This is a genomic window from Streptomyces sp. NPDC005496 (genome assembly GCF_042872045.1).
Classification (GTDB): Bacteria; Actinomycetota; Actinomycetes; order Streptomycetales; family Streptomycetaceae; genus Streptomyces.
Genome location: NZ_JBIAJQ010000001.1, coordinates 893,672 through 920,473 on the forward strand (window position 1 = coordinate 893,672; position 26,802 = coordinate 920,473).

Annotated in this window: 26 protein-coding genes and 1 riboswitch; of the genes, 7 read left to right on the forward strand and 19 right to left on the reverse strand. The window is 72.4% G+C overall.

The features are described 5' to 3' along the window. Positions 1 to 117 precede the first annotated feature (117 nt). From ACFYQQ_RS04040 to ACFYQQ_RS04050, 3 genes are read right to left on the reverse strand one after another with little or no spacing between them, the layout of a single operon-like run. Positions 118 to 879: a DUF3710 domain-containing protein gene (locus ACFYQQ_RS04040; protein WP_355790662.1), complete on the reverse strand. Its 762-nt coding sequence runs from the start codon at positions 877 to 879 to the stop codon at positions 118 to 120. A gap of 1 nt (position 880) precedes the next feature. Beyond that, a complete protein-coding gene (dut, locus tag ACFYQQ_RS04045) occupies positions 881 to 1,405 on the reverse strand; it encodes a dUTP diphosphatase (protein ID WP_355790665.1) in 525 nt (174 codons plus the stop codon). Further along, positions 1,402 to 1,986 (reverse strand): PaaI family thioesterase, encoded by a 585-nt coding sequence (locus ACFYQQ_RS04050; RefSeq protein WP_355790667.1) that lies wholly within the window; start codon positions 1,984 to 1,986, stop codon positions 1,402 to 1,404. Before ACFYQQ_RS04050 ends, dut begins: the two co-directional genes overlap by 4 nt. A 58-nt stretch (positions 1,987 to 2,044) precedes the next feature. Between ACFYQQ_RS04050 and ACFYQQ_RS04055 the strand changes: the two genes are divergently transcribed. Continuing rightward, a complete protein-coding gene (locus tag ACFYQQ_RS04055) occupies positions 2,045 to 2,509 on the forward strand; it encodes a DUF3093 domain-containing protein (protein ID WP_355790670.1) in 465 nt (154 codons plus the stop codon). A 59-nt stretch (positions 2,510 to 2,568) separates the two neighbouring features. On the opposite strand, the gene ACFYQQ_RS04060 is transcribed toward ACFYQQ_RS04055, so the two are convergent. The 4 genes from ACFYQQ_RS04060 to ACFYQQ_RS04075 form a co-directional block, all read right to left on the reverse strand. Beyond that, on the reverse strand, positions 2,569 to 3,480 hold the full coding sequence (locus ACFYQQ_RS04060; RefSeq protein WP_355790673.1) for a hypothetical protein: 912 nt from the start codon (positions 3,478 to 3,480) through the stop codon (positions 2,569 to 2,571). 13 nt (positions 3,481 to 3,493) lie between these two features. Continuing rightward, entirely contained in the window at positions 3,494 to 3,790 is a 297-nt protein-coding gene (locus tag ACFYQQ_RS04065) for a DUF4193 domain-containing protein (protein ID WP_005481602.1), read from the reverse strand. A 395-nt stretch (positions 3,791 to 4,185) separates the two neighbouring features. After that, positions 4,186 to 5,424, reverse strand: a complete 1,239-nt coding sequence (locus ACFYQQ_RS04070) for a HAMP domain-containing sensor histidine kinase (protein WP_355795513.1) — start codon at positions 5,422 to 5,424, stop codon at positions 4,186 to 4,188. Positions 5,425 to 5,429: 5 nt separating this feature from the next. Then, the gene (locus tag ACFYQQ_RS04075; RefSeq protein ID WP_055615445.1) at positions 5,430 to 6,083 is read right to left on the reverse strand and encodes a response regulator transcription factor; all 654 of its coding nucleotides are present in this window, start codon (positions 6,081 to 6,083) and stop codon (positions 5,430 to 5,432) included. Between the two features lie 421 nt (positions 6,084 to 6,504). Here ACFYQQ_RS04075 and ACFYQQ_RS04080 point away from each other — a divergent pair, with 421 nt between their 5' ends. Continuing rightward, positions 6,505 to 6,678 carry a hypothetical protein gene (locus ACFYQQ_RS04080; protein ID WP_388903287.1) on the forward strand — a complete coding sequence of 58 codons (174 nt, stop codon included), beginning with the start codon at positions 6,505 to 6,507 and terminating at the stop codon, positions 6,676 to 6,678. Between the two features lie 97 nt (positions 6,679 to 6,775). Here ACFYQQ_RS04080 and ACFYQQ_RS04085 read toward each other — a convergent pair whose 3' ends face one another. Both ACFYQQ_RS04085 and ACFYQQ_RS04090 read right to left on the reverse strand, forming a co-directional pair. Then, positions 6,776 to 7,588: an inositol monophosphatase family protein gene (locus ACFYQQ_RS04085; protein WP_388903289.1), complete on the reverse strand. Its 813-nt coding sequence runs from the start codon at positions 7,586 to 7,588 to the stop codon at positions 6,776 to 6,778. 8 nt (positions 7,589 to 7,596) lie between these two features. Next, positions 7,597 to 8,724: a ferrochelatase gene (locus ACFYQQ_RS04090; RefSeq protein ID WP_355786573.1), complete on the reverse strand. Its 1,128-nt coding sequence runs from the start codon at positions 8,722 to 8,724 to the stop codon at positions 7,597 to 7,599. A gap of 128 nt (positions 8,725 to 8,852) precedes the next feature. On the opposite strand from ACFYQQ_RS04090, the gene ACFYQQ_RS04095 reads away from it, so the two are divergent. Both ACFYQQ_RS04095 and ACFYQQ_RS04100 read left to right on the forward strand, forming a co-directional pair. Then, positions 8,853 to 10,091 carry an MFS transporter gene (locus ACFYQQ_RS04095; protein ID WP_355786571.1) on the forward strand — a complete coding sequence of 413 codons (1,239 nt, stop codon included), beginning with the start codon at positions 8,853 to 8,855 and terminating at the stop codon, positions 10,089 to 10,091. After that, on the forward strand, positions 10,051 to 11,370 hold the full coding sequence (locus ACFYQQ_RS04100) for a D-arabinono-1,4-lactone oxidase (protein ID WP_355786569.1): 1,320 nt from the start codon (positions 10,051 to 10,053) through the stop codon (positions 11,368 to 11,370). Before ACFYQQ_RS04095 ends, ACFYQQ_RS04100 begins: the two co-directional genes overlap by 41 nt. Here the strand turns inward: ACFYQQ_RS04100 and ACFYQQ_RS04105 are convergent. After that, on the reverse strand, positions 11,294 to 12,088 hold the full coding sequence (locus ACFYQQ_RS04105) for a hypothetical protein (protein ID WP_355786567.1): 795 nt from the start codon (positions 12,086 to 12,088) through the stop codon (positions 11,294 to 11,296). The genes ACFYQQ_RS04100 and ACFYQQ_RS04105 overlap by 77 nt on opposite strands. 438 nt (positions 12,089 to 12,526) lie before the next feature. Between ACFYQQ_RS04105 and sepH the strand changes: the two genes are divergently transcribed. Then, entirely contained in the window at positions 12,527 to 13,615 is a 1,089-nt protein-coding gene (gene sepH / locus ACFYQQ_RS04110; protein WP_355786564.1) for a septation protein SepH, read from the forward strand. A gap of 107 nt (positions 13,616 to 13,722) precedes the next feature. Here sepH and ACFYQQ_RS04115 read toward each other — a convergent pair whose 3' ends face one another. Beyond that, positions 13,723 to 14,550 (reverse strand): sulfurtransferase, encoded by an 828-nt coding sequence (locus tag ACFYQQ_RS04115; RefSeq protein ID WP_355794770.1) that lies wholly within the window; start codon positions 14,548 to 14,550, stop codon positions 13,723 to 13,725. Between the two features lie 324 nt (positions 14,551 to 14,874). Here ACFYQQ_RS04115 and ACFYQQ_RS04120 point away from each other — a divergent pair, with 324 nt between their 5' ends. Continuing rightward, complete coding sequence (locus ACFYQQ_RS04120) at positions 14,875 to 15,678, forward strand: VOC family protein (protein WP_388903295.1); 804 nt, start codon at positions 14,875 to 14,877, stop codon at positions 15,676 to 15,678. 25 nt (positions 15,679 to 15,703) lie between these two features. Here ACFYQQ_RS04120 and ACFYQQ_RS04125 read toward each other — a convergent pair whose 3' ends face one another. From ACFYQQ_RS04125 to ACFYQQ_RS04140, 4 genes are all read right to left on the reverse strand, one after another. Further along, a complete protein-coding gene (locus ACFYQQ_RS04125; protein WP_355792348.1) occupies positions 15,704 to 16,351 on the reverse strand; it encodes a thymidine kinase in 648 nt (215 codons plus the stop codon). Between the two features lie 68 nt (positions 16,352 to 16,419). Then, positions 16,420 to 17,607 (reverse strand): nucleotide pyrophosphatase/phosphodiesterase family protein, encoded by a 1,188-nt coding sequence (locus tag ACFYQQ_RS04130; RefSeq protein ID WP_355792345.1) that lies wholly within the window; start codon positions 17,605 to 17,607, stop codon positions 16,420 to 16,422. Further along, the gene (locus tag ACFYQQ_RS04135; protein ID WP_355792351.1) at positions 17,607 to 18,203 is read right to left on the reverse strand and encodes a DUF5998 family protein; all 597 of its coding nucleotides are present in this window, start codon (positions 18,201 to 18,203) and stop codon (positions 17,607 to 17,609) included. The genes ACFYQQ_RS04130 and ACFYQQ_RS04135 overlap by 1 nt, the downstream gene beginning before the upstream one ends. An 84-nt stretch (positions 18,204 to 18,287) precedes the next feature. Then, positions 18,288 to 21,161 (reverse strand): GNAT family N-acetyltransferase, encoded by a 2,874-nt coding sequence (locus tag ACFYQQ_RS04140; protein ID WP_388903300.1) that lies wholly within the window; start codon positions 21,159 to 21,161, stop codon positions 18,288 to 18,290. Between the two features lie 205 nt (positions 21,162 to 21,366). Here ACFYQQ_RS04140 and ACFYQQ_RS04145 point away from each other — a divergent pair, with 205 nt between their 5' ends. After that, positions 21,367 to 21,648 (forward strand): HPr family phosphocarrier protein, encoded by a 282-nt coding sequence (locus ACFYQQ_RS04145; protein ID WP_355789688.1) that lies wholly within the window; start codon positions 21,367 to 21,369, stop codon positions 21,646 to 21,648. Between the two features lie 264 nt (positions 21,649 to 21,912). Here the strand turns inward: ACFYQQ_RS04145 and ACFYQQ_RS04150 are convergent, their stop codons facing one another. The 4 genes from ACFYQQ_RS04150 to ACFYQQ_RS04165 form a co-directional block, all read right to left on the reverse strand. Further along, positions 21,913 to 22,608 carry a GntR family transcriptional regulator gene (locus ACFYQQ_RS04150; RefSeq protein ID WP_355789691.1) on the reverse strand — a complete coding sequence of 232 codons (696 nt, stop codon included), beginning with the start codon at positions 22,606 to 22,608 and terminating at the stop codon, positions 21,913 to 21,915. Positions 22,609 to 22,793: 185 nt separating this feature from the next. Further along, positions 22,794 to 23,558, reverse strand: a complete 765-nt coding sequence (locus ACFYQQ_RS04155) for a M23 family metallopeptidase (protein ID WP_355789693.1) — start codon at positions 23,556 to 23,558, stop codon at positions 22,794 to 22,796. 12 nt (positions 23,559 to 23,570) lie between these two features. After that, positions 23,571 to 23,733: riboswitch (cyclic di-AMP (ydaO/yuaA leader) on the reverse strand. Between the two features lie 244 nt (positions 23,734 to 23,977). Then, positions 23,978 to 25,366, reverse strand: a complete 1,389-nt coding sequence (locus tag ACFYQQ_RS04160; protein WP_388903305.1) for a M16 family metallopeptidase — start codon at positions 25,364 to 25,366, stop codon at positions 23,978 to 23,980. After that, complete coding sequence (locus ACFYQQ_RS04165) at positions 25,363 to 26,721, reverse strand: pitrilysin family protein (RefSeq protein WP_355779088.1); 1,359 nt, start codon at positions 26,719 to 26,721, stop codon at positions 25,363 to 25,365. The genes ACFYQQ_RS04160 and ACFYQQ_RS04165 overlap by 4 nt, the downstream gene beginning before the upstream one ends. Between the last annotated feature and the right edge of the window lie 81 nt (positions 26,722 to 26,802).

The following is a 26,802-nucleotide window of genomic DNA, read 5'->3' on the forward strand; positions in this document are numbered from 1 at the left end:
GCAGGTGATGGCCGGGACCCTAGGTATGGACCAACTGCCCGTCAAGAGGCCGGACATGAGAAAGGGCCGCATCCCCTCAGGGATACGGCCCGATCCACGTCCGCGCGTGCGCGGTGGTCAGCGCACCTCGGTGATCTCCGGTCCGCGCTGGAGCTGACCCATGCCCCCGGAGAAGCGGGAGCCGGCCTGGTCCTCCTGCTGCACACCCTCGGGGACCATCTGCGCGTCGTTCGGCAGCTTCAGGACGATGGGGTCACGCGGGGCCATCGGGCCCTCGCCGCGGACGACCACCGTGTCCCGGAAGATCTGCTCCAGCAGCCCCGCGGCCTGCGGCTGCACCGCGCCCTGCCCGGAGATCACTCCGCGCAGGAACCAGCGGGGGCCGTCCACACCGACGAACCTGACCACCTGGAAACCACCCGTGCCGTCGGGCAGCTGCACCGGCACCTGCGCCCGCAGCTCCCAGCCCAGCGGCCCCTCGACCTCGTCGATGACACCGCCCTGCTGCGTGATGCCCGAGGCGATCTCCTCGCGGACCTCGCCCCAGATGCCCTCGCGCTTGGGAGCGGCGAAGGCCTGCAGCTGGATGGCGCTGTCCTTGAGGACGACGGTGGCCGCGACGATCGCGTCGCCCGCGACCTCGACGCGCAGCTCCATGCCGTCGACTCCGGGCACGAAGAGACCACCGAGGTCCACCCGGCCCTCGGCCGGGTCACGCACCTCCGAGTCGTCCCAGGGCCCGTCGGGACGCGGTTCCGGCTCCAGCCTCACGCGCTCCCGCTCCGCCTCGTCCGCCTCAGCGTCGACAGCGCCGACGACCTGCTCGGCCTCGCCCGCCGCGTCCTCGGCGGCACTGCCCTTCTTGCGACGTCCGAACACGTCACTGTCCTTCCCGGTCGGATACGACCGAAGCGTATCGATTCCCACCCGCCCCGCCGCCCACGGCGGCATGACCGCCGGTGGACCCGAAGCCCCCTGCGGCCCGCTCCGAGTCGGGAAGCTCCGCGACCTCGTGGAAGCGGACCTTCTCGACCTGCTGGACGACCAGTTGGGCAATCCGGTCGAAGCGCTCGAACCGCACGGACTCGTGCGGGTCGAGATTCACCACGATCACCTTGATCTCCCCACGGTACCCGGCATCCACCGTCCCCGGGGCATTCACGAGGGCGACACCGCAGCGGGCGGCGAGGCCGGAACGCGGGTGCACGAAAGCCGCGTACCCCTCCGGGAGCGCGACAGACACTCCGGTGGGGAGAACCGCGCGTTCGCCCGGCTTCAGTTCGCGGCTCTCGGTGGTGCGCAGATCCGCGCCCGCGTCACCGGGATGCTCGTACGAGGGAAGCGGGACCTCCGGGTCCAGGCGGCGGATCCGCACGTCCAGCTCGGGACGGGGCTCACGGCTCACGGGTTCACCTCGAAGGCACGGGTCCGTCGGATCTGGTCCGGGTCGTCCATGGCGGCCCGGATCTCCTCGGGCCGTCCGTTGTCGATGAAGTGGTCGACCTTCACCTCGATGAAGAGGGCGTCCGCGCGGACGGCGACGGGACCGTCAGGACCGCCGATCCGCCCGGTCGCGGTCGAGTAGATCTTGCGGCCGGCGACGGCGGTGGCCTCGGCCTCCAGGTGGAGGACCGTGCCCACGGGCACGGGCCGCACGAAGTCGGTCTCCAGCCGGCCGGTCACCGCGATGGTGCGCAGCAGCCAGTTCAGCGAACCGAGCGTCTCGTCGAGGGCGGTGGCCAGGATCCCGCCGTGGGCGAGGCCCGGGGCGCCCTGGTGCGCGGGGCGCACGGTGAACTCCGCCGTGACCCGCACTCCCTCGCCCGCACGGGCTTCGAGGTGGAGGCCGTGGGCCTGTCCCTCGCCGCACCCGAAACACTGTCCGTAGTGCGCGCCGAGAAGGACGCCCGGGGCGGGGGCGTCGGGGTGCCGCACCGGCGCGACGGCGTCGGCGGGGGGCCTCAGAGCTGCGGAAGTACCACTCACAGGCGCAGACCTTACCCGCGCGTCGGCCCACCGCCGACACCGTGCCAAGCTTGGCTTCATGCAGCTTTCCGCCTCGCCGTACGAAGAACGCCTCACCGCGCCCCGCAGCTGGTGGCTGATCTCCCTGATGGTCGGGGTGGCGATGGCGCTGATCCTGCTGCCGTTCGGCACCCTGCCGCTGCTCGGCGGGCTGGTGGGCGGCACCGCGGTCTCGGCGATCGTGGCGAGCTCGTACGGGTCGGTGCGCATCCGCGTGGTGGGCGACTCGCTCGTCGCGGGCGACGCGCGGATCCCGGTGGCGGCGCTCGGCGAGGCCGAGGTCCTGGACCCGGAGGAGACCCGGGCCTGGCGCACCTACAAGGCCGACACCCGCGCCTTCATGCTGCTGCGGGCGTACATCCCGCGGGCCCTGCGCGTGGAGGTCACCGACCCCGAGGACCCGACGCCGTACCTGTACCTGTCGACGCGGGAGCCGGAGCGGCTCGCGGCGGCGCTGGAAGCGGCACGGGCGACGGCGAAGTAGCTCCGCGGGCCGGCGCCCGTCCGGCGGGTCGCCGGACCCGCCGATCCACCCGAAAGGGCTCAGCCGCCCAGTTCCCTGGGGATCTCCCCGGGGCGCACCGGGTCCGCGGGCTGTTCGAGCGGGGGCAGGGCGGGCAGCGCGTCCCAGGGCACCTGGGCCTTGCGCAGGTCCTTGCGGATGCGCCCGGCGACGCGTTTGGTGTCGCGGCGGTTCATGACCGCGCCGACCGCGGCTCCCACCATGAACGGCAGCAGGTTCGGCAGGTCGCGGACCATGCGCTTCATGATCTGCTGGCGCAGCTCGCGCTTCATCTGGCCGCCGAGGGCGGTCTGGACGGTGAGCGGCTTGGTCACCTCGATCCCGCGCTCCCCGGACCAGGAGTTCAGGTAGGCGGTGCTGCGCTGCTTCAGGTTCCCCGGCGGTCTCAGGCCGTAGACCTCGTGCAGTTCGGCGATCAGTTTCAGCTCGATGGCGGCGACGCCGGTGATCTCGGCCGCCAGTTCGGTGGGCATCGCGGGCGGTACGGGCAGCATGGCGGCGGCGCCGATGCCGGCCCCGACGGTGGAGGTCGCGGCGGCGGCGCCCGCGACGAGTTTGTCCGCGAGCTGTTCGGGGCCGAGGCCCGGGAACTGCCGGCGCAGCGTGTCGAGGTCCCGTACGGGGACGCGTGGGGCGATGTCGATGATGCGGTCGGCGAGGTACGCCAGGCCCGCCCTGGCCCGGCTGCCGCCCTTGCGGACGCCTTCCCTCACGCCGTCCCGGAGGACCGCGGCGCGGCGCCTGGCGGCGGGCGCAGGGGTCTCCACGGGGGTCGGCAGTCCGCCTGTGGCGGACGCAGCTCCGAGCGAGGCTGATCCTGGTTCGGAAGAGCCTCGCCCGTCGTCACGCGCGCCTTCGGGGCCGTCGAACGGCCCGTCGTCCGCTTCCGATTTCCGGAAGCGGCGCTTCCAAGGTGGGGTCGAGCCAGTCACGGCCGACCCTGCCTCAGTCGCAGTCGCGGCAGATCGGCTGACCGTTCTTCTCGCGGGCCAGCTGACTGCGGTGGTGGACCAGGAAGCAGCTCATGCAGGTGAACTCGTCCTGCTGCTTCGGCAGGACCCGGACGGCCAGCTCTTCGTTCGAGAGGTCCGCGCCGGGAAGCTCCAGGCCTTCTGCGGCCTCGAACTCGTCGACGTCCACCGCGGAGGTCGACTTGTCGTTCCTCCTGGCCTTCAGTTCCTCAAGACTGTCCGAGTCGACGTCGTCGTCGGTCTTGCGTGGGGTGTCGTAATCCGTTGCCATGTCGCGCTCTCCCCCTCTGGGTGTCTGCGGTGTCTCCAGCGCACGTAACGCGTGAGAGGCCGGACTTGTGCCCGACCCGAGGCGGAGATTTTGCCTCACATCAAGGTCTGTTACTCAATCGACACCCAACCGGACCCCTCAAGAGTGATCGGCTTGGATGGCGATGGGGACCGTACACGGTCCGAATGGCGCACTTCAAAGCGGTCTCACCGTGTACTTCCCGTGATCAGGACCCCCGAAAACCCGGATTTTCCCGGCTTTCCGACAGCGCACATGATCACGGAGAGTATATGGCCAGAAAATCGTCCTTGTGATCGATCACACAGCGGCCTCCTGGACGGGGGGCCCGAAAATTCCGCGCAAAGCGAACATCGTCGTGTGTCGGCGACATGGTCTCAGATCGGCAGGGTGACCCGCATCACGAGCCCACCTCCCTCCCGCGGCTCCGCGTAGATGTGCCCGCCGTGCGCGCGGGCCACGGAGCGCGCGATGGACAGACCCAGGCCTACGCCCTTGTCGCTGCCCGTGCGCTCCGTACGCAGCCGCCTGAAGGGTTCGAAGAGGTTGTCGATCTCGTAGGCCGGGACCACCGGGCCGGTGTTCGCCACGACGAGGACCGCGCGGCCGTGCTGGACCTCGGTGGTGACCTCGACCCAGCCGTCCTCGGGCACGTTGTACCGCACGGCGTTCTGGATCAGGTTCAGGGCGATCCGCTCCAGCAGCACGCCGTTGCCCTGGACGACCGCCGGAGCGCGCTCCCCGCGGATCTCCACGCCCTTCGCCTCGGCCTCGGCCCGCACCTGGTCGGTGGCCTGCTGGGCGACCTCCGCGAGGTTCACCGGCTTGCGCTCGACGATCTGGTTGTCGCTGCGGGCGAGCAGCAGCAGCCCCTCCACGAGCAGCTCGCTGCGCTCGTTGGTGGCGAGCAGGGTCTTGCCGAGCTGCTGGAGCTCCACGGGTGCGCCCGGATCGGACAAGTGCACCTCCAGGAGCGTGCGGTTGATCGCCAGGGGCGTGCGCAGCTCGTGCGAGGCGTTGCCGACGAACCGCTGCTGGGCCGTGAACGCCCGCTGGAGCCGCTCCAGCATGTCGTCGAAGGTGTCGGCCAGCTCCTTGAGCTCGTCGTCGGGGCCGTCCAGCTCGATGCGGCGGGACAGGTCGGAGCCGGCCACCGCGCGCGCGGTGCGGGTGATCCGGCCGAGCGGCGACAGGACCCGCCCGGCCATGGCGTAACCGAAGGCGAAGGCGATCACGGCGAGGCCGAGCAGGGCGAGCAGCGAGCGGCTGAGCAGTCCGTCGAGCGCGTGCTGGCGCTGGACGGCCGTGCACTCCTTGAGCATCGCGTTCAGTTCGTCGATGCCGGCGGCGCCGCTCAGCTGCGGACAGGTGCCGCTGGCGAGTTCGAGGTTGCTGCCGGTGACCTTGAAGTCCATGCCGCTGCCCTCGTGCAGCGCCTGCGCGGCCAGCAGGTAGATGATCGACAGCAGCAGGATGCCGGCGATCAGGAACATTCCGCCGTACAGCAGCGTGAGCCGTATGCGGATGGTCGGCCGCAGCCACGGGAACGGCGCCTGCGGCTTCCGCGGGTCCCAGGTGGGCTTGGGGGGCGCCGTCGGCGGCGCGGGTGCGGTCACGGGGATCAGATCCGGTAGCCCGAGCCGGGGACGGTGACGATCACGGGCGGCTCGCCGAGCTTGCGCCGCAGGGTCATCACGGTCACCCGGACGACGTTGGTGAACGGGTCCGTGTTCTCGTCCCAGGCCTTCTCCAAGAGCTGTTCGGCGGAGACCACTGCGCCCTCGCTGCGCAGCAGCACCTCCAGGACGGCGAACTCCTTGGGCGCGAGCTGCACCTCCTTGCCGTCACGGAAGACCTCGCGGCGGTTGGGGTCCAGCTTGATGCCGGCGCGCTCCAGGACGGGCGGCAGCGGCATGCTCGTACGGCGGCCGAGGGCCCGAACGCGCGCGGTGAGCTCGCTGAAGGCGAAGGGCTTGGGCAGGTAGTCGTCGGCCCCGATCTCCAGCCCCTCCACGCGGTCGCTGACGTCGCCGGACGCGGTGAGCATCAGCACGCGCGTGGGCATGCCGAGCTCGACGATCTTGCGGCAGACGTCGTCGCCGTGCACGAGCGGGAGGTCGCGGTCGAGGACCACCACGTCGTAGTCGTTGACGCCGATGCGCTCCAGGGCGGCCGCGCCGTCGTACACGACGTCGACGGCCATGGCCTCCCGGCGCAGTCCGGTGGCCACCGCATCGGCGAGCAGCTGCTCGTCCTCGACGACGAGTACGCGCACGTCGCTTGTCCTTCCTCTGTCCACCCGCGTAGCGCCGTGACGGCGTCGCGTGAGGGGGTTTCCGGGGGTCCCGCCCGCTCGATCCGAACCGAGAAGGGGGGCTGAGGCATCCATCCTGCCCTTTTCGGCCATAAGTCGGCTGTAAGGCGGCTGAGGGGCCCGGGAATGCCGGATTTTCTCGTGCGGTTGAGGTTTCCGCGGAAGGGAGCGGGGGGAGGACGGCTTTACACCCCGCGATCACGCTCTGCCTGTGGCACGCCACCTGGTGGTTCTCCGACCGCTTCCGCAGAGTGGGCGTGGGTGTCCGGCACCGTCGCCGCCCGGCCGGGCTGCGCTGGGCACCCACCGGAGACGTGATCGCCCCTTCCGAATGGCACACCCCCGTGCCACCGACCCACGACCCAGGACGAGGGGGCGCAGCATGGACGCATTCACCGCAGGACTTCTTCAGCGCATACAGGCGACCGAGTCCGACCTGACGCGGGCGCGCGAGACAGGCGACGACTTCCTCGCGGAGGTCGAGCAGGGAGAGCTGGACGACCTGCGCCGCCTGGCGGCCGAGCACGGCGTGGAGGTCGGCGCCGTGCACGTCTGATCGGTTCCTACGAGAGCGGGGCCCCGGCATCGATCCAGTGCCGGGGCCCCGCTTCGTTCCGCTCTCCCGCGCCGGCCCTGGGGCGGCGCGGGACGCGCTAGTCGTGCCAAGCGCCGAGATCCTCCAGGCGGGCCTGGAGGGCCTCGAAGAGACCGGGCGGGGCGGCGACGGTCAGCTCCGGCGAGAGGGGCTCTCCGGGGCGGCCACCGGTCAGGGCGCCCGCCTCGCGGGCGATCAGGTCGCCCGCCGCGTAGTCCCAGTGGTTGAGCCCGCGCTCGTAGTAGGCGTCGAGGCGGCCCGTGGCCACGTCGCACAGGTCGATCGCGGCGGAGCCGCCGCGGCGGATGTCCCGCACCTCGGGGACCAGTTCCCGCAGGACCTCCGCCTGCCGGGCCCGGCGCTCGGCGAGGTAGCCGAAGCCGGTGCCGACCAGGGCCAGCCCGAACGCGGGGGCGGGCCGCACGCGCGCGGGGCGGTCGTTCACGAAGGTGCCCCCGCCCAGCGCGGCCCGGTACGTCTCGCCCCGCACGGGTGCGTGCACGACGCCGACGAGGGTCTCCCCGTCCTTGCGGGCCGCGATCGAGACGGCCCAACTGGGCAGTCCGTAGAGGTAGTTGACCGTTCCGTCGATCGGGTCGATCACCCACTGGACACCGCTGGTGCCCGCGACGCTCGCGCCCTCCTCGCCGAGCACGCCGTCGTCCGGCCTGCGGTCGGCCAGCAGGCCGGTGATGAGCTTCTCGGAGGCGATGTCCATCTCGGTGACGACGTCGACGGCGCTGGACTTGGTGGCGGCCACCCCGAGGTCGGCGGGGCGGGAGTGGTGCAGGAAGTCGCCCGCGCGGTGGGCTGCTTCCAGCGCCAGCTCCAGCAGCTCGGCGACCAGGCGGTCGTCTGCGGTGTCGGTCACGGCGTTCCTCACGCGTAGGGGCTGTCGGCGCCCGCGGCGGCGGGGCGCGGGGAGCGGGCGGGGCAGCAGCCCACCGGGCACAGCTGGTGGCTCGGGCCCAGTGCGCCGAGGGCGCAGGGCGTCACCGGCCGGCCGCTCTCGGCGGCGGCGCGCTCCAGGACGAGGTCGCGGACGGCCGCCGCGAACCGCGGGTCGGCGCCCACGGTCGCCGAGCGGCGCACCGGCAGGCCCAGCTCGGCGGCCTTCGCGGTGGCCTCCGTGTCGAGGTCGTACAGGACCTCCATGTGGTCCGAGACGAACCCGATGGGGACCATCACGGCGGCCGGGACCCCGGCGCCGTGCAGCTCCTCCAGGTGGTCGCAGATGTCCGGTTCGAGCCACGGGACGTGGGGGGCTCCGGAGCGGGACTGGTAGACCAGCCGCCAGGGGTGCTCGACGCCGGTCTCCTCGCACACGGCGTCGGCGACGAGCCGTGCGACGTCCAGGTGCTGACGGACGTACGCGCCGCCGTCGCCGTGCCCCTCGACAGGCCCGGAGGTGTCGGCGGCCGCGTCCGGGATCGAGTGCGTGGTGAAGGCGAGGTGAGCGCCTTCCCGTACGTCCTCGGGCAGCTCGGCGAGCGACTTCAGGACGCCGTCGACCATGGGCCGCACGAAGCCGGGGTGGTTGAAGTAGTGCCGGAGCTTGTCGACGGCGGGCGGCTCCACGCCCTCGGCCTCCAGCGTGGCCAGGGCCTCCGCGAGGTTCTCGCGGTACTGGCGGCAGCCCGAGTAGGAGGCGTACGCGCTGGTGGCGAGGACGAGGACGCGGCGGCGGCCGTCGGCGGCCATCTCGCGCAGGGTGTCGGTCAGGTACGGCGCCCAGTTGCGGTTGCCCCAGTACACCGGCAGGTCGAGCCCGTGCTCGGCGAAGTCCTTGCGGAGGGCTTCGAGCAGGGCGCGGTTCTGTTCGTTGATCGGGCTGACCCCGCCGAAGAGGAAGTAGTGCTGCCCCACCTCCTTGAGCCGTTCCTTGGGGATGCCCCGTCCGCGCGTCACGTTCTCCAGGAACGGGACCACGTCGTCCGGGCCCTCGGGGCCGCCGAACGAGAGCAGGAGCAGGGCGTCGTAGGGGGTGGCATCGAGCACATCTGGCATGTCTCGATCCTGCCACCCGCCCGAGCGGGCCGGGATCCCGGCCCGCGGAGGGGGGTGCGTTAGGGTTACCTAACCCGTAAGCTGTATCGGCTGCCTTCGCGCCTTACCGGAACCCCCGGAGACCCCTCGTGCCCAGCCCCTACGCCGCCCTGTTCGCCGCCCCAGGCTCCAAGGGCTTCTCCGCCGCGGGACTCCTCGGCAGGATGCCGTTGTCGATGATGGGCATCGGCGTGGTCACGATGATCTCCCAGCTCACCGGCCGGTACGGCCTCGCGGGCGCCCTGTCCGCGACCATGGCCCTGGCGGCCGCCGTGATGGGTCCGCAGGTCTCGCGTCTGGTGGACCGCCACGGGCAGCGGCGGGTGCTGCGCCCGGTGACACTGTTCGCACTGGCCGCGGCCGCCGGGCTGCTCCTGGCCGCGCACTACGGGTGGCCCGACTGGGTGCTGTTCGCGTGTTCGGCCGGCATCGGCTGCGTGCCGAGCATCGGCGCGATGATCCGCGCGCGCTGGGCGGCCCTCTACCGGGACACCCCGCAACTGCACACCGCGTACTCCTTCGAGTCCGTGATCGACGAGGTCTGCTTCATCTTCGGACCGATCATCTCCATCGGTCTCTCGACGGCCTGGTTCCCCGAGGCCGGGCCGCTGCTCGCCGCCTGCTTCCTGGCGGCCGGCGTCTTCTGGCTGACGTCCCAGCGCGCCACCGAGCCGGTCCCCCATCCGCGCGAACAGCACTCCCGGGGCTCGGCGCTGCGCGCGCCCGGGCTGCAGGTGCTGGTGGCCACCTTCGTGGCGACCGGCGCCATCTTCGGCGCGGTCGACGTCGTCACCGTGGCCTTCGCGGAGGAGCAGGGCCACAAGGGCGCGGCGAGCGTGGTCCTCGCGCTGTACGCGGCCGGTTCCTGCGTGGCGGGTGCCGTCTTCGGGCTGCTGCGGTTCTCCGGGGCGCCCGAGCGCAGGTGGCTGCTGGGCGTGTGTGCGATGGCCGTGAGTATGATCCCCCTCCTACTGGTCGGGAACCTGCCGTTTCTGGCCGTGGCGCTGTTCGTTGCGGGCCTGTCCATCGCACCCACGATGATCACGACGATGTCCCTCATCGAGCAGCACGTTCCACGCGCGAAACTGACCGAGGGCATGACCTGGGTGAGCACCGGACTCGCGGTCGGGGTCGCGCTCGGCTCCTCCGTGTCCGGCTGGGTGATCGACGCCGCCGGCGCGAAGGCCGGGTACGGGGTTCCGGCGGTGTCCGGGGCCGTCGCGGTCGTCGTGGGTTTCCTCGGGTATCGCCGGCTGAACAGGCCGGTTCCGCAGCGGGGAGGGACCCATGAGCAGCACAGCGAGCGGGAAGAGCGGAACGTGGCGTAACTGGGCCGGGAACGTCACCGCGCGCCCGGTGCGGGAGGTCGCCCCGGCGTCCGTCGAGGAGTTGTCCGCGGCTGTGCGCCGGGCCGCCGAGGACGGGCTGCGGGTGAAGGCCGTCGGCACCGGCCACTCGTTCACGGCCGCCGCCGCGACCGACGGCGTGCTGGTACGCCCCCATCTGCTGACGGGGATCCGCGGGATCGACCGCGAGGCGGGCACCGTCACCGTCGAGGCGGGCACCCCGCTCAAGCGTCTCAACGTGGCTCTCGCGCGCGAGGGACTGTCGCTCACGAACATGGGCGACATCATGGAGCAGACGGTCTCCGGCGCGACCAGCACCGGCACGCACGGCACCGGCCGCGACTCCGCCTCGATAGCCGCGCAGATCAAGGGACTCGAACTGGTCCTCGCGGACGGCTCGGTGCTCACCTGCTCCGAGAAGGAGAACCCGGAGGTCTTCGCCGCCGCCCGCGTCGGGATCGGCGCCCTAGGGATCGTCACCGCGATCACCTTCGCCGTGGAGCCGGTCTTCCTGCTGACGGCCCGCGAGGAGCCGATGACCTTCGACCGGGTCACCGCGGACTTCGACGCGCTCTTCACCGAGAACGAGCACTTCGAGTTCTACTGGTTCCCGCACACCGGCAACTGCAACACCAAGCGCAACAACCGCAGCGCGGGCCCCGAGAAGCCGGTGAGCCGGATCAGCGGCTGGATCGAGGACGAGTTCCTCTCCAACGGTGTCTTCCACGCGGTGAACCTGCTCGGCCGCGCCGTGCCCGCCACCATCCCGGCGATCGCGAAAGTGTCCAGCCGCGCCCTGTCCGCGCGGACGTACACCGACATCCCCTACAAGGTGTTCACCTCCCCGCGCCGGGTGCGCTTCGTGGAGATGGAGTACGCCGTCCCGCGCGAGGCCCTCGTCGAGACGCTGCGGGAGTTGAAGACGATGGTCGACCGCTCTCCGCTGCGGGTCAGCTTCCCCGTCGAGGTCCGCACGGCCCCCGCCGACGACATCACTCTCTCCACGGCGTCCGGCCGGGAGAGCGCGTACATCGCCGTGCACATGTTCCGGGGGACGCCCTACCAGGCGTACTTCACCGCGGCGGAGCGCATCTTCACCGCGCACGAGGGTCGGCCGCACTGGGGCAAGGTGCACACGCGCGACGCGGACTACTTCGCCGGTGTGTATCCGCGCTTCGGCGAGTTCACCGCTCTGCGGGACCGTCTGGACCCGGATCGGCGCTTCGGGAACGACTATCTGCGTCGGGTGCTGGGGGCGTAGTCGCGTCGGCCGAGGGCGCCGGGGTGACACCGCCGTCACCGGTGCCCTCGTCCTCGGTGCCGGTGTCCGTACCGGTGTCGGGAGTCCGCGTGGGAGGGGGCGTCGGGGCCGGACTGTCCACGGTCGCTCCGCCGCCGCTCTCCGACGGGGCCTCGCCCGCGGGGGTGCCGGCGTCCGACGGGGTGGGCGTCGGCGAAGGGGCACGGGACGGGGTGCCCGGTGACTTGCCGTGACCGGGGAGGGCGTCGCCCACGGTGGTGCCCGTGCCGCCGCCGAACCTGTCGCCGGACACCAGTTCGTAGGCGCTGATGCCCGCCATGGCGACGCCGAAGACGAGAACCGCGGCGGCCAACGGCCGCTTCCAGCCCTTGATCCGCGCGCGGTGGACGGTTGCCTCCCCGAACTCGTGTGCCGGGCGCGCCACTTGGCCGGGCGGCGCGGTACGCGGGCGCACTCCGGGTGACGGCCCCGGCCGGCCCTGCACCGTGACGTCGCGCAGTTGCTCGCCGGTGCGCTTGAAGAAGTGCTGGAAGACCGTGCCCCCGCAGGTGGCGATCGCGCTCACCACCCCGGCGCCCAGGATCGTCCCGTAGACCCCGAAGTACGAGGCGAGTTTCGCCGCGACCACCGCGGCGACCGCGCTCCCCGCCACCTGAGGGACGCTCAGGTCCACCCGCCCGCGCCGCGGTTCCTCCAGAGCATCCGGCTTCTCACCCATTCCCGAACCTTGCCTGCCTTTCCCGTACTTGCTCGACTTCCTGCACGAGAAGGGGACGTATGGGCGAAACCAATGGTTCCGTTTCTGGCGATTTCGTGAAGTGCGCCACGATCACGATCCCGGAGGGCACACGAGGGGTAGCCGACTCGACGGCTCCACCAGAACTCGAGCGGCGCGCCGAACCACGCAGGTGGCCCGAATGGAGTACTGTTGCGAGCCCTGGGTCCGGACTCCCGCCAGGGTGTCCGGGGCCTTGCAGGACCGCCGGGAGGGGGCTCGTTGCACAGGGTGATGAGGTTCGTCACTCAGCGTTGCGAATAGGTAACCGTGCCATAACGGCGATCACGGGCCCGCGCCCGACACGCCGGGCAACTCGGCAAGGTTGTGGCAGGCTGCACCCGGGCAGGCCACACTCGACTAGCGGAAGCAGCGACGCACGTGACGTCGGCAGGCACCACCCGGGAGGTCCCCATGCCCGAACTGCGTGTCGTGGCCGTCTCCAATGACGGCACACGGCTGGTGCTGAAGGCTGCGGACAGCACGGAGTACACGCTTCCGATTGACGAACGTCTCCGCGCCGCCGTGCGCGGCGACCGTCCCCGCCTCGGCCAGATCGAGATCGAGGTGGAGAGCCATCTCCGCCCCCGAGACATCCAGGCGCGTATACGTGCCGGCGCCTCCGCCGAGGAGGTCGCACAGTTCGCCGGCATCCCCGTCGACCGCGTGCGCCGCTTCGAAGGTCCCGTGCTGGCCGAGCGCGCCTTCATGGCCGAGCGGGCCCGGAAGACTCCGGTCCGCCGCCCCGGTGAGAACGCCGGACCCCAACTCGGTGAGGCCGTGCAGGAGCGGCTGCTGATCCGCGGGGCCGAGAAGGACACCGTCCAGTGGGACTCGTGGCGCCGCGACGACGGCACCTGGGAGGTCCTGCTCGTCTACCGGGTCGCGGGTGAACCGCACTCGGCGAGCTGGACGTACGACCCGCCCCGGCGGCTAGTCCAGGCCGTCGACGACGAGGCGCGCTCGCTGATCGGCGAGTCCGACGACCTCGCGGCGTCGCCCGAGCCGAGCTTCCCGTTCGTGCCGCGCATCGCCCGGCTGCCGCGCGACCGTCCGCTGGACCGCGCCCTGGACCGGCAGATGGAGCGGCCGAGTCTGCCCGCGGCCTCGGCCGAGCCGGTCGAGGAGAGCGAGCGCGATTCGCTCACCAGTCTGCTGGAGGCGGTGCCCAGCTTCCGCGGCGACATGGTCGTGCCCGAGCGTCCCTCGACGACGGAACGGCCCGCCGCGGAGGAGCCCCCGGAGCCCGAGCCCGAGGTGGAGGAGCCGCCGGCTCCCGCGGCCTCGGCCGGCGCCGGTTCGGCGTACGCGGACGTCCTCATGCCTCGCTCGGTCGGCAGCCACCGCGACCGTCTCGTCGGGTCCACCGACCGTCAGGCCGAGGCCGACGGGGTCCGGCCGGGCCGCCGCGCGGCGGTCCCGAGCTGGGACGAGATCGTCTTCGGCACGCGCCGCAAGAAGCAGGAGTAGTCGCTCCGTACGCCTGGTACCGGCTCAGGTACCGGCGTACGGACGGCAGTTGAGCGGGACGAAGGGGACCGCGCCCGGCCGGGCGCGGTCCCCTTCCCCGTCACCGACTACTGGGGGTCCGGGCCGACGGCTACGGGACGGGCGGTGTCCCGGGACCACTCCGACCACGAACCGACGTACAGGGCAGCCGGAATGCCCGCGATCGCGAGGGCGAGGACCTCCTGCGCCGCGGAGACGCCGGAGCCGCAGTACACACCGACCTCCGTCCCCTCCGTCGCGCCGAGCGCCTTGAAGCGCGCTGCGAGCTCCCCGGCGGGCAGGAAGCGTCCGCTTTCGGCCAGATTCTCGGAGGTCGGCGCCGAGACCGCCCCGGGGATGTGGCCCGCGACCGGGTCGATCGGCTCGACCTCCCCGCGGTAGCGCTCCCCCGCCCGCGCGTCGAGCAGGAGTCCGGTACGGGCGAGCGCCGCCGCGCCGTCCGCGTCCAGCAACGGAAGCCCTCCCGGCGTGGGTTCGAAGTCCCCCGGGGCCGGGTCCGGCACCTCGGACGTCAACGGCCCGTTCCAGGCGGCCAGTCCGCCGTCAAGCACACGCACCGCCGGATGACCCGTCCAGCGCAACAGCCACCAGGCACGTGCGGAAGCCCAGCCGAGACCCCCGTCGTACACCACGACCTCGCGGCGCGCGGAGACTCCCGCGGCCCGCATCGCGGCGGCGAACACCTCGGTGTCCGGCAGCGGATGGCGGCCCCCGGCACCCGCCGGACCAGCCAGCTCCGACTCCAGATCGACGAAGACGGCACCCGGCAGATGCGCCTTCTCGTACTCGGGGCGCAGGCTCGGGCTGCCCAGCTGGTAACGGACGTCGAGGAGGACCGGCGGGTTCGGCCCCGTCAGCGCGTCGGCTAGTTCGGCGGCGGAGATGATGACGTTCATGGCCACCATCCTCGCGCACGGGGTGGCCGCTTCGTCCAGGTCCGGCTACTCTGCTCCGCCGGACAGCCCCGATCACGAGGCGTATGGGATCGGGCACATGCTGTACAGCTGACGGTCACCGGCCGACAATGTCGCGGAAACGGATGAGTGCCCGCATATCGGGCACCCTCTTGCGGGAGTACGGCGCCCGGCGGCGCGGCCGGAACGCTCGGTGCGACCGGTGGTGCCAACATCGGCACGGGGCGTGCAGGCACCTGACTGGCGTACGCGCATGCACAGGCGGAAGTCGACCGGCCACCGCGAGGGGCCGAGAAGAGAGTGACGATGACCGAGGCACGGGGGTCGGCCGGCCTGAACGGCACCACGCACGCCCGCCGCCCGCCCGGCACGCCCTGCTGGGTGAGCCTGATGGTGCACGGGACGGACGCGACCCAGGAGTTCTACGGAGCGCTGTTCGGCTGGGAGTTCGAGCCGGGCCCCCGCCAGCTCGGCCCGTACGTGCGGGCGCTGCTCGACGGCCACGAGGTCGCCGGGATCGGTCAACTGCCTCCCGACCGGCACCTGCCCGTCGCCTGGACCCCCTACTTCGCCTCGGACGACGTGAACGTGACCGCCGAGACCGTGCGGCACTCCGGCGGCACCGTCGGGGTCGGTCCCCTGGACGCGGCCGACGCCGGCCGGCTCGCCATCGCGTCCGATCCGACGGGCGCCGTCTTCGGCGTCTGGCAAGCCGCGGCCCACCTCGGCACCGGCATCACCGGCGTGCCGGGCACGCCCGCGTGGAACGAGCTGCTGACCCGGGACAGCGCGAGCGTCGCCAAGTTCTACCAGGGCGTCTTCGGCTTCGAGTTGGAGCCGTCCGACTCCGCCGACCTCGACCACGTCACGCTCCGCCTCGACGGGCGCCCGGTGGCGGGCATCCACGGCGTGGGCCGCGCGCTGCCCCGCGACCGGGGCGCGCACTGGCTGACGTACTTCGAGGTCGCCGACCCCGAGGCCGCCGCCGGACGCGTGGCCGAGCTGGGCGGTCACGTCCTGAAGGAGCCGCACGACTCACCGCACGGCCGGATGGCCACGGTGGCCGATCCGGAGGGCGCGGTGTTCTCGGTGCTCCACACGGCGCCCTGAACCGCCCGGCCCGGACCGGCCGGTGTCAGGCGGAGGCGATGGGCAGGACGTCCGGGGACAGGGCGCCGGCCCGGGCGGTGGCCGCCGTCATGCGGCGCCGGTGGTGGCGGCGGCACAGGACCTCGTAGCCGACGGCGTCCGACTGGTTGACGTCGCCCACGACCACCTGGGCGCCCTCGACCACCATCTCGCCGCCTATCGTGCGGGCGTTGTGCGTGGCACGGGCGCCGCACCAGCACAGCGCCTCGACCTGGAGGACCTCGACCCGGTCGGCCAGCTCCACCAGACGCTGGGAGCCGGGGAAGAGCTTGGAGCGGAAGTCCGTGGTGATGCCGAACGCGAAGACGTCGATGCCGAGGTCGTCCACGATGCGCGCCAGCTGGTCGATCTGGTCCGGCGCCAGGAACTGCGCCTCGTCCGCGATCACGTAGTCCGCGCGGCCGCCCTGCGAGAGGTGGTCGACCACGTACGCGTACACGTCCTGGCCCGCCATCACCTCCACGGCGTCCGTGACCAGCCCGAGCCGAGAGGAGAGCTTGCCCTCCCCGGCGCGGTCGTCCCGCGTGAAGATCAGGCCCTGAAGGCCCCGGGCGGACCGGTTGTGCTCGATCTGCAGAGCCAGCGTCGACTTCCCGCAGTCCATCGTTCCGGAGAAGAACACCAGCTCGGGCATGGCGGGTTGAGCACCTTTCGGCGGAAGGTCGGCGGGGGTTCGGGGCGCGTGCGGATCGGGCGGACGACTCAGGAGCGTACTTGGAGCAGCGGGACCAGTTGTTCGACGGGGGTCATCGAACCGTGGTTGCCGACCATGGCCGACTCCTTCGGCTCGCGCTCGGAGGCGATCAGCAGGACGTCGTCCCGGGCCGCCGCGACCACGTCGCCGATCCGCCCGTACACCCGCTCGTCGACGTGCGGGCCGAACCAGCCCGCCGCGACGGCCTCGTCGCGCGAGGCCACCCAGAACTGCTCGCCGAGCACCTCGCGCCAGCAGGTCAGCACGTCCGCCTCGGCGCCGGGCACCGCGTAGACGTGGCGGGCGCGGCCCTCGCCGCCCAGCAGGGCGACGCCGGCCTTGAGCTCCCAGTCCTCGTCGAAGTCGATGCGGTGCTGCTCGTCGAAGGGGATGTCGATCATGCCGTGGTCGGCGGTGACGTAGAGGGCGGTGCGCGGCGGGAGCTGTTCCGCCAGGCGCTGGACCAGCCGGTCGACGTACATCAGCTGGCCGCGCCACGGGTCGGAGTCGACGCCGAAGCGATGGCCCTTGCCGTCCACCTCCGCGTAGTACGTGTAGACCAGGGAGCGGTCACCCGCGGCCAGTTGCTCGGCCGCGAAGTCCATGCGCTCCTCGCCGGTCAGCCGGCCGTGGAAGGTGCCGCCGCTGAGCGCGACCTTCGTCAGCGGGGTGTTCTGGAAGCCGGGCGAGGAGACCTGGGCGGTGTGCACACCGGCCGCGTCCGCCAGCTGGAAGACGGTGGGGTAGGGCTGCCAGACGCCCGGTTCCGTCCAGGGGTTCCAGCGCAGCTGGTTCATCAGGGCGCCCGTGTCCGGGTTGCGCACGGTGTAGCCGGGCAGGCCGTGCGCGCCGGGCGGCAGCCCCGTGCCGACGGAGGCGAGCGAGGTAGCGGTGGTGGCCGGGTAGCCCGCGGTGATCGGGCGGCCCGTGCCCCCGCGGGAGGACGCCAGCAGCGAGGTCATGAAGGGGGCCTCGTCCGGGTGCGCCTTCAGCTGCTCCCAGCCGAGACCGTCGATCAGGAAGACGCAGTTACGGTCGGCCGCGGCCAGCTCCGGTATGGCGACGGTCGCGCCGGGCACCTCCATGCCCGCGGCGAGCGTGGGCAGCAGGTCGGCCAGCGAACCGGTGCCGTACTCGGGGACGGGCGCGGAGTCGAGGGCGAGCGGTTCCGGGTGGTCCCAGGCGGGCAGAACCATCAGCGCGTGACGTCCGCGGTCGCTTCGGAGAGGGCCTGCGCGAAGGCGAGGGCCTGACGCACCGTCTCCGGACCGTCCCCGGCCTCGCTGACACGCAGGCTCAGGTCGTCCGCCGTGGAGCTGCCGGTGTAGCCGTGGTCGGCCTCGCAGTTCGGGTCGCCGCAGGCCGCCGGCTCCAGGTCGATGCGGGAGACCGCGCCCCAGCCGATGGTCAGGACGACCTCGCGGGGCAGCGTACCCGGCGCGTACGACTCGGGGTTCGCCACGACGCGGCTGACCACGACCGACGAGATCCGGCTGAGCTTCACGGACTCCGTCGACGTCGTGGCGTACGGCGTCGGGGAGGTGGTGTCCGCCGCCTGCTCGTCGGTGTGGCTCACGATGAAGCGGTTGGCGGTGAGGACCAGCACCGTGACGTGCCTGCGGACCTCGTTCGCGTCGAACGTCGTCTCCTGGTGGACCAGGAACGACCTGACGGCATCGCCGCCGACGGCGGCTTCCACCGCCTCGGCCACGAGAGCCGGGTAGTAGCCGCTGCGCTCGATCGCCGCTCGCAGCCCCTGGGTCGTCGTACTGGTCTTGGCCATGACGTCCATCCTACGGTGGCGCACCGGCTGCGAGGCACCGCTCGCGGGTGTCGGGCGGGGGACGGGCCACCCGGCGGGGGCGGCGGGGCGCGGTCAGACGACGGGGAGCGTGCGGGGGCCCAGGTCGTCGCGGGCGGGGGGACGGGCGAGCCGCACGGTGGCACCGAGGACGCTCACGCCGTGCGGCGCGACGACGACCGGCTCCAGGGAGACCGCGACGACCTCCGGGTGGTCGTCGACCAGCCGCGACAGGCGCAGCATGAGCTCTTCGAGGGCGGCCGTGTCGACGGGGGCCGAGCCGCGCCAGCCGAACAGGAGCGGCGCCGTCCGCACCGACCGCACCAGCGAGGCCGCCTCCCGGTCGGTGACCGGGATCAGCCGGTGCGCCGTGTCGCCGAGCAGCTGGGACGCGGCCCCGGCCAGCCCGAACGAGAGCACGGCACCGGCCGCCGGGTCGATGACGGCCCTTACGACGGTGTCGACCCCGCGGGGCGCCATGGCCTGGACGACCGGCCGCAGCTCCTCCGGCGTGCCGAACAGCTCGGTCAACTCGGCGTAGGCCCGGCGCAGTTGCTCCTCGTCGGCGAGGTCGAGCCGGACGCCCCCGAGGTCGGCGCGGTGGCGCAGGTGCGGGGCGGTGGCCTTGAGGGCCACGGGGTAGCCGAGGGTGCGGGCAGCCTCGGCCGCGTCGTCGGGCGTGGGCGCGGGCAGGGCCCTGCGGACGGCGATCCCGTACCGCCCGAGGAGGTCGCAGGTCTCGTCCGGGCCCAGCGTGAGCCCCTCAGTGCTCGCGAGGAGTCCGTCGATCAGCGCGGCGGCGCCCCTCTCGTCGATGTCCTCGCACTCCGGGACCTTGCCGGGGTCGGCGGCCTCGCGGCGCCACTGGGCGTACTTCACGGCCTCGGCGAGGGCGCGGACGGCCCGCTCGGCGGCGGGGTACGCCGGGATGAGGCGGGGGCTCGCGGCGAGGTCGTCGCCGGCTGCGCGCTCCGCCGGGCGCGGCGTCCCGGCGGTCCGCTCGGAGGGTGCCGGGGAGGTCCGGGCCCCGGCCGGCTGGGGGGCGGTGCTCGCGGCGGCGGACAGCGCCTCGGCGAGACCGCCCAGCTCGACGTGGACGACGAGCACCGGTTTGGCGGGCGCGGCCGTGGCGGCCGAGCGCAGCGCCTCGGCCAGCGCCGCGTCGGCCGCGGACGTCTCCCCCACGGCCGGGATGGCGGTCACCACCACGGCGTCGCAGTCGTCGTCGGCCAGCGCGTGGGCCAGCGCGTCGTGGAAGTCGTCCGCCGAGGCCGCCGTCGTCAGGTCGAGCGGGGGCAGCGGGCGCAGTCCCTGGGCGAGGCAGGCGTCGTAGGTGAGGAGGCCGAGCGACTCCGAGTTACCGAGGATCGCGACCCTGGGGCCTTGCGGAAGCGGCTGGCGGGCCAGCAGCAGTCCCGCGTCGACGAGCTCGGTGATCGTGTCGACGCGGATGACGCCGGCCTGCCGCAGCAGCGCGGAGACCGTCGCGTGCGGGAGCCGGGTGGCCCGTACGGCGTGGCCCTGCGGGGCGGCCCCGCCGTGCCGCGCGCCCTGGACGACGACCAGCGGCTTCGCCGCCGCGGTCCGCCGGGCGAGCCGGGTGAACTTGCGGGGGTTGCCGATGGACTCCAGGTACATCAGGGCGACGTCGGTGTCCGGGTCGTCGTACCAGTACTGGAGCACGTCGTTGCCGGACACGTCCGCACGGTTGCCGGACGAGACGAACGTCGACACGCCCGTGACGCCCGTGACGCCGCCGCCGCGCCGGTGCAGCCGGGACAGCAGCGCGATGCCGATCGCCCCCGACTGGGCGAACAAGCCGATCCGGCCGGCGCGCGGCATCTCCGGCGCGAGGGAGGCGTTGAGGCGCACCCGGGGGGAGGTGTTGATGACCCCGAAGGCGTTGGGCCCGATGATGCGCATGCCGTACGTACGGGCCTGGCGGACCAGCTCGCGCTGGCGCTCGCGTCCCTCGGGACCGCTCTCCGCGTATCCGGCGGAGACCACGACGAGTCCCTGCACGCCGTGCACGCCGCACTCGGCGACGATCTCGGGCACCTGTTCCACGGGGACGGCGACGACCGCCAGGTCGACGGGCTCGGCGATCTCCCGGACGGAGCGGTGGGCCGGGACGCCGGCCAGCTCCTTCTCCTCGAACGCCCGGTTCACCGCGTACAGGCGGCCGGTGAAGCCGGCGTCGCGCAGGTTGTCCAGGACGCTGCGGCCGACTCCCCCGGGGGTGCGGCCCGCTCCGATCACGGCCACCGAGCCCGGCGCGAGCAGCCGCTGCACGGACCGCGCCTCGGCCCGCTGCTCCCGCGCCCACTGGACGGCGCGTGAGCGGTCCGTCGGCTCCAGGTCGAACTCCAGCCGGACGACGCCGTCCTCGAAGCTGCGCTTCTGCTGGTAGCCGGCGTCCGTGAACACCTTGATCATCTTGCTGTTGGCCGGCAGCACCTCGGCGGCGAACCTGCGGATGCCGCGCTCCCTGGCCACCGCCGCGATGTGTTCGAGGAGGGCCGAGGCGACGCCGCGCCCCTGGTGGGCGTCCTGGACGAGGAAGGCGACCTCGGCCTCGTCGGAGACGGGGGGCGCCTGTCCGCCGTCGGGGCCGGCGGGCGCCGGGTGGGAGGAGGCGGGCAGTCCGTCGGGGGTGATGCGGTCGTAGCGCACGGTGGCGATGAACTCGCCGCCGACGGTGGCCGCGAGTCCCACGCGGTCCACGAAGTCGTGGTGCGTGAAGCGGCGGACGTCCTTGGCGGACAGGCGCGGGTAGGGCGCGAAGAAGCGGTAGTACTTCGACTCGTCCGAGACCTGCTCGTAGAAGCTGACCAGCCGCTCGGCGTCGTCGACCGTGATGGGCCGGATGCGCGCGGTGCCGCCGTCGCGCAGCACCACGTCGGCCTCCCAGTGGGCGGGGTACTCGTGCCGGTCCGACGACGTCTGCATGGGGCCCAGCGTACGGCGCGGGTCCGACACCGTCGCGGCGCAGGCCCGGGCGCGCGACACCCCTTGAGGGCAGGTCCGGCGGCGGCTTCGGGGGGCATCCTGGAGGCGGAGTCCGCCCGGGTCCCGTTCGCGGGCCGCCGGGACACGCTCCACCGTATGGGACACTGGTCTAGACAACCCTGAAACACTCGAAGGGCAGCATCACATGGCTGAGCGCCGCGTCAACGTCGGCTGGGCCGAGGGCCTCCACGCCCGCCCCGCCTCCATCTTCGTCCGGGCGGCCACGGCCTCCGGCGTCCCCGTGACGATCGCCAAGGCGGACGGCGACCCCGTCAACGCCGCGTCGATGCTCGCGGTCCTCGGCCTCGGCGCCCAGGGCGGCGAGGAGATCGTCCTGGCCTCCGACGCCGAGGGTGCGGACGCCGCGCTCGACCGTCTGGCCAAGCTGGTCTCCGAGGGTCTCGACGAGCTTCCCGAGACCGTCTGACCCCGCGGACACCCCGCATGCGGCGAAGCCGCGTCGAACCCGGACCGGGCCGACGCGGCTTCGCCGTTTTCCATGCCCGGACGGAAGCCCCCGCATCCGTCCGGGTCTTTTCCGTGCACCGCCCCCGACCATTTTCCGCTCCCGGCCCGAACACGGCGTCCGGAGCATGCGGAAAAAGCGCCCCCGTGAATTACCGGCGCACGGAAAAGAAGGCAGCGGAAATACTCCCCCGCCACATATCCCTCTTTGTATACGGCGCTTCTGTTAATGCCGCAGGCCCGACGTGTTTACGGGATGTTGCGAAGTCCTCACACGGTCCGCGAGGTCGCCCCGGCCGGGCGAGCGGAAGCGGTGCGCGGAGCCGGCGCGCTCGGTGTGCAGCGCGGTGATGGCGCGCGCCCGCTCACTGTCCCCGCGTGCGACGGCGTCCACGATGCCGCCGTGCTCGGCCCAGGACTCCGCGGGACTGGCAGGGGCGTCCACCGCGTACATCCAGGCGATCTTGTGCCGCAGCTGGGCGAGCGTCGACGTGAGCGCGGGGCTTCCGGACGCCTGCGCGAGCGTCTCGTGGAACCAGACCCCCAGGGACCGCAGATCCTCGCTGTGGCCCCTCCTGGCCCGCTCCTGCCCCAGCCTGACCAGTCCGCGCAGCACCTTGAGGTGGGCCTCGGTGCGGCGCTGCGCGGCCCGCGCGGCGCCCAGCGGCTCCAGCAGCATCCGCATCTCCAGGAGGTCGGCCGCCTCCTGCTCGGTGGGCTCGGCCACGCACGCGCCCGCGTGCCGCCGGGTGACGACGAAGCCCTCGGCCTCCAGGGTGCGCAGCGCCTCGCGCACCGGGACGCGCGAGACGCCGTAGCGGCGGGCGAGCAGTTCCTCGGTGAGCCGGCCGCCGCGCTCGTAGACACCCGCGACGATGTCGTCACGGATCGCCGTGCATACCGAGTGCGCCGGAATGCGCATGAGCGGACCTCCGCCTTAATCATCGCGAAACGCCGTCGATTGACGCCCGTTCAGTGACTCTATTGCAGCGGGACGGAATTTCCGACGGCGGACCGGAATCCATGGCTATTTTTTGGACAGAGGGCCGTTCGAAACGACGAAGGCCCCGGCTCACGGAGCCGGGGCCTTCGAAAGTCGTACGGGTGTCAGAGGCTGACGCCGTGCGAGCGCAGATACGAGACGGGGTCGAGGTCCGAGCCGTACTCGGCCGTCGTACGGGCCTCGAAGTGGAGGTGGGGTCCGGTGGTGTTGCCGGTGGACCCGGAGAGGGCTATCTGCTGTCCCGGGGTGACCGTCTGCCCCTCGGTGACGCTGATGGACGACAGGTGGCCGTACATGGTGTACGTGCCGTCGTGCATCTTGATGACGACCTGGTTGCCGTAGGCACCGCCCCAGCCGGTCGTGACGACGGTGCCCGCGCCGACGGCGTGGACGACGGTGCCCGACGCGGCGTGGAAGTCGACGCCGGTGTGGCTGCCGGAGGACCAGAGGCTGCCACCGGTCTTGTAGCCGGTGGAGACGTAGGAGCCTGCGATCGGCGCGACGAAGGTGTTGAGGAGCTTGCGCTCGGCGGCGCGGGCGGCGCGCGCCTTGGCCGCGCGCTCCTCCTTCACCTCGGCCAGAGCGCGCTGCCGCGCGGCCTCCTCGGCCTTCTTCAGCGCCGCGGCCTCTTCGGCGGCGTGCTGCTGGGCGGCGGCCTGCGCGTCGATCTGCTCGGCGACCGTGTCGCCGATCGTGATGGCCTGGGTGAGCCCGGTCTGCTGGACGGCGGTGTCCGCGGCGAACGCCGGGGCGGCCAGGGTTCCGATGACACCGGTGGTGGTGAGAGCCGCCACGCCCGCCGCACTCTTGGTGGTCCGCGTGATCCGGCTCGGACGACGATGCTTCCCGGTGGCACGGGTGAACGCCATGAAGGGGCTGGTCCTTTCCTTCCCTCTCGCCTACCGGGTTAGCTGACGGGTTCGGAGCAGGAAGGTCTCCTACGGGCCTCCTCCGCGAGGAAGGACGCCCGATTCACCCCAGGGACTGCGATGGGTCCCCGGCTCCCCTGGCTCGCGCCGTACGGGGACTCGGCGATGACTGTCCGGTGCCGCGGACGCGGCGCACTGCCTGACGAACAGCCGGATTGACGCTAAGGGGGGCGTCTTTCGATCGACAAACGGATCGCGGTTTTTGTAGTGCATGCCACAGGGCAGAAGGGCAACCACCTAGCAATACGGACATATTGAGGACGAAGTCGGGTAAGCGCGCGTGAAACCCCGGATGGACCATGGGTAAACGCGAGAACCCCGGCGACCTCTCGGTCACCGGGGTCCTTGTCCGCACGGTCCTACTCGGCTCGTACGACGCTGACTTCACCGATCCCGAGCGCCCTCACGGGCTCCGCGATCTGCGCGGCGTCGCCCACCAGGACGGTCACCAGCCGGTCCACCGGGAAGGCGTTCACGACCGCGGCGGTGGCCTCCACCGTGCCCGTGGCGGCGAGCTGCTGATAGAGGGTCGCCTGGTAGTCGTCCGGGAGGTGCTGCTCGACCTGGTCCGCGAGCGTGCTCGCGACCGCCGCCGCCGTCTCGAACTTGAGCGGGGCGACCCCCACGAGGTTCTGCACGGCCACGTCGCGCTCCGCGTCCGTCAGGCCCTCCGCGGCGAGCGTGCGCAGGACCTTCCAGAGGTCGTCCAGGGCGGGACCCGTGTTGGGCGTGTCGATGGAGCCGCTGATGGCGAGCATCGCGGCACCCGAGCCGTCCGGGGCCGAGCGCAGCACCTGGCCGAACGCCCGCACTCCGTAGGTGTAGCCCTTCTCCTCGCGCAGGACGCGGTCCAGGCGCGAGGTGAGCGTGCCGCCGAGGCAGTAGGTGCCGAGCACCTGGGCGGGCCACACGCGGTCGTGACGGTCGGCTCCGACGCGGCCGATGAGCAGCTGCGTCTGCACGGCACCGGGGCGGTCGACGATGATCACGCGGCCCCGGTCGTCCGCGGTCACCGGCGGCACCGGGCGCGGCTCGGCCGACGAGCCGGTCCACGCACCGAGGGTGTCCGCGAGCAGCGCGTCCAGGTCGATTCCGGTGAGGTCGCCGACGATGACGGCGGTGCCGGTGGCGGGGCGGACGTGCTTCTCGTAGAAGGCGCGTACGGCCGCCGCGTCGATCTTCTCGACCGTCGCCTCGCTGCCCTGGCGCGGACGCGACATGCGCGAGGTGGCCGGGAACAGCTCCTTGGAGAGCTCCTTGGCGGCACGGCGGGCCGGGTTGGCGGCCTCGTGCGGGATCTCGTCCAGCCGGTTGCGCACCAGCCGCTCGATCTCGCTGTCCGCGAACGCCGGTACCCGCAGCGCGTCGGAGAGCAGCCCGAGCGCCTTCTCCAGCCGGGAGACCGGGACTTCGAGGGACAGGCGGACGCCCGGGTGGTCGGCGTGCGAGTCGAGGGTGGCGCCGCAGCGCTCCAGCTCGGCGGCGAACTCCTCGGCGGAGTGCTTGTCGGTGCCCTCGGAGAACGCGCGCGCCATGATCGTGGCGACACCGTCGAGGCCCGCGGGCTCGGCCTCCAGGGGCGCGTCGACGAACACCTCGACGGCGACGACCTGCTGGCCGGGGCGGTGGCAGCGCAACAGCGTCAGGCCGTTGTCGAGCGTGCCGCGCTCGGGCGCCGGGAACGCCCACGGCTTGGCTTCGCCGGCCTGGGGCTGCGGGTGGAACTCCATGGTCGCGAGCTCGGTCACTTGGCCGACTCCTCGTCCTCGTCGGTGGCTTCGGCGGCCTGCGCCTCTTCGGCGGCGACGGGCTCGTAGACGAGCACCGCGCGGTTGTCGGGGCGCAGCCGGGCCTTGGCGACCTCCTGCACCTCCTGGGGGGTGACGGCGAGCACCCGCTGCACGGCGGTCAGGGCCAGCTGCGGGTCGCCGAACAGGACGGCGTAGCGGCACAGTTCGTCGGCGCGGCCGGCGACCGTGCTGAGCCGGTCCAGCCACTCGCGCTCCAACTGGGCCTGGGCGCGCTCCATCTCCTCGGCCGTGGGGCCCTCCTCGGCGAACCGGGCGAGCTCCTCGTCCACGGCCGCCTCGATGACCGGCACCTCGACGTCGCCGGACGTCTTCACGTCGAGCCAGCCCAGGGAGGGTGCCCCGGCGAGCCGCAGCAGGCCGAACCCGGCGGCGACGGCGGTACGGTCCCGGCGTACGAGCCGGTTGTAGAGGCGGGACGACTCGCCGCCGCCGAGGACGGTCAGCGCCACGTCGGCCGCGTCACACGCGCGTGTGCCGTCCTCCGGGAGGCGGTAGGCGGCCATCAGCGCGCGGGCCGGGACCTCCTCCTCGACTACCTCGCGCAGCTGCTCGCCGATGATGTCCGGCAGGGAGCCGTCGCGCGGTGCGGGCTTGCCGTCGTGCCCGGCGATGGAACCGAAGTACTTCTCGATCCAGACGAGCGTCTGCTCCGGGTCGATGTCCCCGACGACCGACAGCACCGCGTTGTTGGGCGCGTAGTAGGTGCGGAAGAACGCGCGGGCGTCCTCCAGGGTGGCCGCGTCCAGGTCCGCCATCGACCCGATCGGGGTGTGGTGGTAGGGGTGGCCCTCCGGGTACGCGAGGGCGGTCAGCTTCTCGAACGCGGTGCCGTAGGGCACGTTGTCGTAGCGCTGCCTGCGCTCGTTCTTGACGACGTCCCGCTGGTTCTCCATGGACTCCTCGTCCAGCGCGGCGAGGAGCGAGCCCATGCGGTCGGCCTCCAGCCAGAGGGCGAGCTCCAGCTGGTGGGCGGGCATGGTCTCGAAGTAGTTGGTGCGCTCGAAGCTCGTCGTGCCGTTCAGCGAGCCGCCCGCGCCCTGGACGAGCTCGAAGTGCCCGTTGCCCTTCACCTGGCCGGAGCCCTGGAACATCAGGTGCTCGAAGAGGTGGGCGAGGCCGGTACGGCCCTTGACCTCGTGGCGCGAGCCGACGTCGTACCAGAGGCACACCGCCGCGACCGGGGTCAGGTGGTCCTCGGAGAGCACCACGCGCAGGCCGTTGGCCAGGCGGTGCTCGGTCGCTGTCAGGCCGCCGGAGCCTGCCTCAGCTGTGGCCGTGTGACCCATGGGCATGTACGTCCCTTCGATCGCGGAAAACTGCAGAATTCCTGCCGGTCCTGCCACTGTATGCAAGCGCGCAGACGCCTGGCGAAG